This window comes from Oleiphilus sp. HI0043 (assembly GCF_001634935.1).
Genome location: NZ_LWEY01000671.1, coordinates 1 through 785 on the forward strand (window position 1 = coordinate 1; position 785 = coordinate 785).

General features: G+C 46.4%; 2 protein-coding genes. Both read right to left on the reverse strand.

Annotation, left to right across the window (positions count from 1 at the left end; all coding sequences use genetic code 11):
• On the reverse strand, nucleotides 1-303 hold a 303-nt coding region (locus A3729_RS08090; protein WP_068633596.1), incomplete at its 3' end, for a biopolymer transporter ExbD.
• A gap of 29 nt (nucleotides 304-332) precedes the next feature.
• A partial coding sequence (locus A3729_RS08095; protein ID WP_197475680.1) for a MotA/TolQ/ExbB proton channel family protein occupies nucleotides 333-785 on the reverse strand: 453 nt, incomplete at its 5' end.

Genomic DNA, 785 nt, shown 5'->3' on the forward strand with positions numbered 1-785 from the left:
CCTGTCTCCTCGCACAAGAACACTAGTAGAAGGTTCGTGTTGAAGAATAGAGCTTACATTTTTTAGTACGACCTGAAGCTCTAAAGGTTTCTTGCTTGATGATGTCATTTCCATATAGTAAGCACCGTTTGAGTCGACCGTCACGACAATCGGCTCGAGGCTTTTAGCACTTTCTACCGGGTCGCTATCAAGTAAGGGTAAATCAATCTTGATCCCCTGAGTCAGCATTGGTGCTGTCACCATAAAGATAATAAGCAGCACTAGCATCACATCGATATAGGGAACAACATTTATATCGGACATGGGTTTACGCTTAGATCTAGGCACCGTTATCAGCCTCTATTAGAAGTATTATCAGCAACACCGTCTTTTGCACTTCCTGCACTTGAATGAATATTTCGATGAAGAATACTCGAGAACTCATCAGCGAAAGTTTCATAGCTTGTATAAAGCGCATCAGCCCTTGCCGAAAACCTGTTATAAGCAACAACAGCAGGAATTGCTGCGAATAGCCCCATTGCAGTAGCAATTAGTGCTTCAGCAATACCTGGCGCTACCGTCGCCAAGGTCGCTTGCTGCTGCTGAGCAAGCCCGAGAAAAGAGTTCATAATCCCCCAAACTGTGCCGAACAGACCAACATAAGGGCTTGTAGAGCCAACTGTTGCCAAAAATGGCAGATTGGAGTCAAGTCGTTCACCCTCTCGCGAAAGCGCTACACGCATTGATCGCTGCGTCCCCTCCATCACGGCATCGGCGTCTACGCCGGCTTGTTGTTTTAAACGGTT